6 protein-coding genes and 1 pseudogene are annotated in these 6,522 nt (G+C 65.9%); 4 read left to right on the top strand and 3 right to left on the bottom strand.

What is annotated here, in order from left to right:
• The first annotated feature begins 12 nt into the window (after positions 1-12).
• A complete protein-coding gene (locus tag AB4Y72_RS19525; protein ID WP_441427790.1) occupies positions 13-162 on the top strand; it encodes a YciI family protein in 150 nt (49 codons plus the stop codon).
• A gap of 169 nt (positions 163-331) precedes the next feature.
• Here the strand turns inward: AB4Y72_RS19525 and AB4Y72_RS19520 are convergent, their stop codons facing one another.
• Both AB4Y72_RS19520 and AB4Y72_RS19515 read right to left on the bottom strand, forming a co-directional pair.
• Complete coding sequence (locus tag AB4Y72_RS19520) at positions 332-895, bottom strand: GNAT family N-acetyltransferase (protein ID WP_441427789.1); 564 nt, start codon at positions 893-895, stop codon at positions 332-334.
• A 432-nt stretch (positions 896-1,327) separates the two neighbouring features.
• Complete coding sequence (locus AB4Y72_RS19515) at positions 1,328-2,587, bottom strand: phosphatidylserine decarboxylase family protein (protein ID WP_441427788.1); 1,260 nt, start codon at positions 2,585-2,587, stop codon at positions 1,328-1,330.
• Between the two features lie 138 nt (positions 2,588-2,725).
• On the opposite strand from AB4Y72_RS19515, the gene AB4Y72_RS19510 reads away from it, so the two are divergent.
• From AB4Y72_RS19510 to AB4Y72_RS19500, 3 genes are all read left to right on the top strand, one after another.
• Positions 2,726-3,064 (top strand): hypothetical protein, encoded by a 339-nt coding sequence (locus tag AB4Y72_RS19510; protein WP_441427787.1) that lies wholly within the window; start codon positions 2,726-2,728, stop codon positions 3,062-3,064.
• A 163-nt stretch (positions 3,065-3,227) separates the two neighbouring features.
• Positions 3,228-4,361 carry an alkaline phosphatase family protein gene (locus AB4Y72_RS19505; protein ID WP_441427786.1) on the top strand — a complete coding sequence of 378 codons (1,134 nt, stop codon included), beginning with the start codon at positions 3,228-3,230 and terminating at the stop codon, positions 4,359-4,361.
• 31 nt (positions 4,362-4,392) lie between these two features.
• Positions 4,393-5,985 carry a S53 family peptidase gene (locus AB4Y72_RS19500; RefSeq protein WP_441427785.1) on the top strand — a complete coding sequence of 531 codons (1,593 nt, stop codon included), beginning with the start codon at positions 4,393-4,395 and terminating at the stop codon, positions 5,983-5,985.
• A gap of 30 nt (positions 5,986-6,015) precedes the next feature.
• Here AB4Y72_RS19500 and AB4Y72_RS19495 read toward each other — a convergent pair.
• Positions 6,016-6,522, bottom strand: a pseudogene (locus AB4Y72_RS19495) (hypothetical protein); the annotation flags it as partial.

The raw sequence follows: 6,522 nt of genomic DNA, 5'->3' as shown, positions 1-6,522 counted from the left end.
AGCACATGCACCGTGACCGATGGCCCGTTTATGGAGACGAAAGAAATTGTCGCCGGCTACTACATCGTCGACTGCGTCGATCTTGTCCGTGCCGTGGAAATTGCGGGCAAGCTCGGAGAGGCAAGGCTGTGGCCGATCCAGGTACGCCGGATCGACCCCTGATGCCGTCGGCCTCCGGCAGCCGTGGATTGATGCCGGACGTCGAATCGGCGCGAGCGAGGAGAAAGGACAGCTCCGCGGTGAGGTGTCGCGCGACTTCCCGCGCGAAAGGTGAGCCCCCGGGACGCCAGCTACGGTCAGGGCGGAGAGGCCGTCGTCGGGGCGGCGTCTGTCATTGAGCGATGACAGGTCGCGTGCTCATCCATTCGGCACGAAGTATTGAAAATACCTCTTTGTCGTATCGATTCCCGTCGTAGACCCAGCTACTGCGAAGAACGCCGTCCGAACGCATACGCAGTCGCTGCGCGACAGCAACACTGCGGTCATTGTCCGTGCGGCACCGCCATTCAACGCGGGACATCCCCCGCTCTACGAAGGCCCACTCCATGAGCAGTTCGACTGACCGGGTGATGAGGCCGCCTCCGACAGCATCGGGTTCGAGCCAGCAGCCGACCTCGCAAATGCCCCAGACGGGATCAAACGTGACAAACATGACGCCTCCGACGATCTTGCCTTCGTCCCAGAGGCCATAGATGCGCGCCCCATCATTCGCGGAGGCTGTGGCGTAACGCTGAAGGGTAGCGCGGGCACCGTCGACGGTGTCGGTGACAAAAGCCGGCCCGACCCACGGCCGGATATGCTCTCTTGCCCTGCTCATATGCTCGGCAAACGCGCCGGCGTGCCATGTCTCGAGAGGCTTCAAGACGACCCCTTCTCGCACGACTGTTTCAAACATTGGTTCTCCAGACGGTCTGCCCAGGGCTTGGTTTCACTGGGGGTGAGTGGTTTTCTCGGACGTGTGGGCGGCCAGCAACCGCGCGGAACGTGGCGGCGGCCTTCCGCAGTACGTGGCGACGGTAGGCCCCAGCTCGCCGAGGGCGCAAACAGCCTACTGTCGCGCTCTGAGTGCGGCGAATCCGATGGACCGGCTTTCGAGCCGGGACGGTCCCACTTGCTCAGGGGCGTCGCTCCGGCAAGGAGTTTGAACCGTCCCGAATCCGGACGTGCTCGAAACGCGGGGAAAGGCCCGGAGCGTTCGAGGTTCGGCGGTTTTAGGCGGTCGCAGGGTTTTGCTCGTAGCCGGATATCGGGATGCCCGGCACCCTTCCGGTGCGGTGATGTCCTCCGCCCCGTGTGAAGGCCAGATCAGGACGCCGCACCGTTGCCCTTAGGACTTGGCGGTTGCAAGCTTCGACCGGACGCGCACGAGAGGTGCGTTCGGATCCTGGGGCTGGGGGATAGCGGCCAGAGCGAACTGGTCGATGACACCGGGCCGGAAGATGAGGCACTCCGTGGAGCCACCGAACTGGAAGTACCCGAGGTCGTCGCCCTTGTTCACGTGGTGGCCCGGGACGATCTCCGGATCGATGACGCAGGACGAGACCTCAATCATGCCCACGGGGATCACGGCCATGAGGCCGATGACCGGGTCGTCGGCCTGGATCAGGATGATCGCCCGGGCCGCGACATGTGCCAAATATGACTGCGAGAGGGTCGGCTCGACGGCGGCGGCCCCCTCGGACTCCGCCTCGGAGAAGTACGTGCCGTCCTTGAGGTACGCCCGCACGATCGTTCCAGCGACGGGAGCGTGCCAGCGGTGATAGTTCAGCGCGCTCAGGAACGCCTGGTACACCGTCCCGCCGACAAAGTGCTCCACCGACTCGTCACGGGCGAGCAGGTCATCGAGTGAGTAGGGCTGGTTCTTGACCCAGAACCGGCTCTGGCGTTGAACGTCGGAGCTGATCTTGTACGGGGTCGACTCGCAGGCGCTGACAATGACCTTGTCGTCCTCGGGTGCAGCGACGGGTCTGGACGTCGCAGTGAGCCGACGGGAGAAGAAATCGTTCCACGACGTGAAGCCCCAGTGCTCGGCGAGGGCATCGTGTTGGTAATCGTCCATCCCGACGACCTGCCGCGCTTTCTCGGACATCCACCCGGAGGGTGAGTCGTTTAGCACGTACAGCGAGTCCTCGCTGGTCAGGAACACGCACCACGCGTCCAGAATCTTGCGGAACATGGCGATGATCCGCGGATCCCGGTGGGCCGCGAACCCGGCCTCGGTTCCCATGGTCCAATCGAGGATCGCCGTCAACGGCGTGGTGACCATGCCACCCTCGCTGAATTCCGGGGCCATTGTCAGGACCTCGTTGATCAGCCGGAGCATCTGGTCAACGCTCGTGAGGTGCCGTTTGCGGTAAGGCTTCGACTTCGGAACCTGCTCGATCATCTCCGTCATGTAGAGACGGACAACCGGATCGCTGGCAATCAGTTCCTGGAACTCCACCATCACGGGGTGCAGAGGAACTTCTTCACCCCGTGCCTCTACCCGTTCCCGGTGACCGGCAATCCAGTCCTCGAGTTCGTCCTGTTGCTCGGGCAGCCAGCCACCCGGTCGGCGGACACGGTCGGATGAAGAGTCAATAGTCATAATGTCGAGCCTACCCGCCCCCTGACCGGCACCAGCGACTTCCGTGCGGCACGGCTTCCACTCTTCAGGGTTCTCTCAGAGAGCGTGGTTATAGTCCCGTCGGCGGGGCTGTCCTGCCATTTTCTGAGGAGGACAAAAGTGGGACCGGTAAAAAGCCTTTGGGCGATGGTGCAGGGCGATCCGGTTTTCATGCGGAGGGTCAATGGCTGGCTCGCTGTTTTCTGGATCCTGATGATTCCCGTCTCGCTCATGATGGGCTGGCTGAATTCGGTGGTGTATGTCTCGGCGCTTTCCCTCTGGGCGCTTGTCTCGGGACATTGGTCTGCGTGGCAGGCCGCCCGGGTTGAAGTGGCACAGATGGAGGACGCGGAGAAACGCGACAAGGAAGACCTCGTCGCCGAGGTCGTTGCCGCCCTTCTCGCCAGGACTAACGTCGAACCTGCTCCCGGGGAGTCTTCGGTTTTCTCTCCCCGATGACGCATCAGCACTGCCAGCCGCAGGGCCGGCTGGTCCGGCGGCCCTCTAAGGTGAACATTTCCCGAATGTGGGCGCCGTCGGGCTGCGGGGGGCAGTTTTCGGCATAGTCTCGTGGGTGACCGATTAAGCGCCCGGGTGATCCGGCCGAGGAAGCGGGGATGTCATGGCGGACAGCAGAGTCAAGCGCGTTGTGGTGATGGTCCAGGAGAACCACACCACCGACAATTACTTTCGGGGCCTGGCGCCGTACGGGGCCAACGTTGTCTCGGACTGGCCGATCCAGGCCAACCCGCCGGCCTCGGATCAGCCTCACGACCGGCACGCGTACTATCGCTGGCTCACCGGGCATCACAAGGGAACACGGACCCAGTTCGACACCGCGACGGTGATCCCGTTTTACGCCTACCTGGCGCTGACCGGGGCGTTTCTGGAAAACCATTGCAGCGGCTTCGGAACGAATTCCACCCCGAACCATCTGCTGATCATTGGCGGCCAGTCTCCGACGCTGCGCAACCCGTCCCGGTCCCAGCCGCCGCCGCTGTGGGACATGCCCTCGGTCCCGGGCCTCGCCGAGGACGCGGGAATCGGCTGGGCCTGCTACACCGGGACCAGCAACTACCCGGCCGGGTTCTACCAACAACTCAACGGCTCCGCCAACCTGATTCCCAACGCGCACTTCGTCACCGACGCCGCCGCCGGGAAATTGCCGCCGCTGACGTATCTGTGGCACGATCCGCCCGAAGACGAACACCCGACCGCCGACGTAGCGATCGGGATGAGCAAGATCTGGGAATCCGTGGATGCCGTCGTCAAATCCGGTGGCTGGGATGAGACGGTGTTCCTGCTCACCTGGGACGACTGGGGCGGCTGGGATGATCACGTCCCCACCCCGAATGTCGAACACACCCCGGACGGGGTGCAGCTCGCGTACGGTCCGCGGGTCCCGCTGATCCTGTTCGGCGGCCCGGTCAGGCCGGGCATCGACAGCCGCTGGTCCAACCACGCCGGCATCCCGAAGACCGTGATGCAGCTGCTCGGGCTGCCCGAACTGGGTGTGGACCGCGTCGACAACGACCCCGGCCTCGCTGACCTCATCGACCCGGCGCTGCACAACCCTGCACCGCCCGCCTACGGCTCGACAGTCACCCTCCCGGCTCCGCCGGAGCCGGCACCCAAACCCCAGCCGCTGCCCACTCCGCCTGCACCGACGTCGATTCCGGTTCCACCAGTGGTGCTGCGCGGCGGCGGCACACTTCCGCCGCCGAACGACGTTCCCCTGACCCCAACGAAGCCCTGAACGAGAACCGTCCCACGAACGGAGCACCTTCATGTCTGACCAGAACATCACCCCAAACCCCACCGCGCAGGATGTCCCGCTGGCCGGTTCGGAACGCGCCGCGGCGGCCGGGATCCAGGCCACGCACGGGCCCGTCGATCCGTCTCGCAGGATCGAGGTGACCGTCATCCTGCGCCGCCAGGAACCCCTGACCGAGATGCCCGCCGAACCGATGTCCAGCGCCGAGCTCGCGGCCCGCCACGGAGCCTCCACCAGCGACTTGGGCCTCGCCACCGAGACGTTCACCCGGCTCGGAGCGGAAGTTCTCGACGCGGACGCGGCCTCCCGCCGGTTGCGGCTGGCCGGAACGGTCGAACAGCTGAGCCGGATTTTTGGCACCAGCCTGGAGGAAGTGACCAGCAGCGGACCCCACGGCCAGGACATCACCCACCGGCACCGGACCGGGGGCCTGCAGGTCCCGGCGGCACTGGACGGAATCGTCACGGCCGTCCTGGGCCTCGATGACCGCCCCCAGGCACGTGCCCAGTTCCATGCGATCCCGCTGGCCGCAGCCGGCACCAGCTACACCCCGCCGGAACTGGCCAGGATCTACAACTTCCCTGCCGGCGCCGACGGCACCGGTCAGAGCGTCGCCATCATCGAACTCGGCGGCGGCTTTGACCAAACGGACCTTGACGCGTACTTCGCAGGTCTGGGGATGACCGGGCCAACGGTGACTGCCGTGGGCGTCGACGGCGCCGCCAACCAGCCCGGACAGGACCCTGCAGGGGCAGACGGGGAAGTGCTGCTCGACATCGAAGTCATCGGGGCCCTGGCCCCGGCGGCGGACATTCTCGTCTACTTCGCCCCGAACACCGATGCCGGATTCCTCGACGCGATCATCAACGCCTCCCACGCCGCCTCGACACCGGCCGCGATCAGCATCAGCTGGGGCCAGAACGAGGACGACTGGACCCCCCAGGCCCGGACCGCGTTTGACCAGGCCCTCGCCGACGCCTCGGCACTGGGCGTGACCGTCACCGCAGCGGCGGGGGACAACGGCAGCGCCGACGCGGCCACGGACGGCAAAGACCACGCGGACTTCCCAGCCTCCAGCCCCCGCGCACTGGCCTGCGGCGGCACCCGCCTCAATGCCGACATCGTTACCGGAACCATCAGCTCGGAAACCGTCTGGAATGACGGACCGAACTCAGCCACCGGGGGCGGCTACAGCGATTCGTTCCCGGTGCCGGCCTGGCAGCGCGGCCTGCCCGCCCACGCCCGCCACCGCAAACCGGCACCAAAGCCCTCACCCCGCGCGCATGGCCGCGGCGTCCCGGACGTCAGCGGGGTAGCCGACCCGCAGACCGGGTACAGGGTCCGAGTCGACGGTAAGGACATGGTCATCGGGGGCACGAGCGCCGTCGCACCCCTCTGGGCGGCACTGATCGCCTTATTCGCCCAGTCCACCGGCCGCCGGTTCGGCCAAATCCAGCCCCTCCTCTACAGCCGGACGACCGGGTTCCACGACGTCACCACGGGAAACAACGGCACCTACCACGCCGCGACCGGCTGGGATCCCTGCACCGGACTAGGCAGCCCCGACGGCACAGCCCTGCTGGCGGCAATCAACTCCGGCCTCTAGGCCTGCGGCTGGCCGATTCCGGAGGCCCGGTCAAGAAACGGTCCAGTTGATGGTGTGGGGGATCCGTGCGGGCTGCGGCCCTTGCGCCGGGTCCGGGGCTTGCTCAGGGGACGGAGCGGAGGTGGCCTCGCGCGGCGTGGGCGGGACGGGCGGGCAGCTGACGTTGTAGTCGAGGGAAGCTGCAGTGAATTGGGTCAGCGTGATGGTCCCGCCGGTTGTGAGCGGAGTGGACGCGCAGTTCGCCTGTGCGGACGCCGTCGACGCCGCTCCGGGGGTCCAGTTCTTGAGCCGGTTCAGGTTGCTGCCCGGATCGACTGTGCCGGCAATTTTTCTGAACTGGGAGACGGTGGAGTAGATGCCGACTTCCGCCCCGGTGCTCCGCAGGTGTGCGGTCATGCCCTCCAGGTCCGCCCTGTTAGCAGTGGTATCGGGTGACCAGCTGTTCCCGGTTTCCACGTCCAGCCACCACAGATGGTGCGCCGGATCGGGGACGCCGCGCAAATTGGCATCGTCGAAGGCCATGGCGTAGCCGTACGT

Source organism: Arthrobacter sp. YAF34 (assembly GCF_052113245.1).
Taxonomy (GTDB): domain Bacteria; phylum Actinomycetota; class Actinomycetes; order Actinomycetales; family Micrococcaceae; genus Arthrobacter.
The sequence above is the reverse complement of the archived record's forward strand: the minus strand, read 5'-3'. Positions and strand labels throughout refer to the sequence as shown.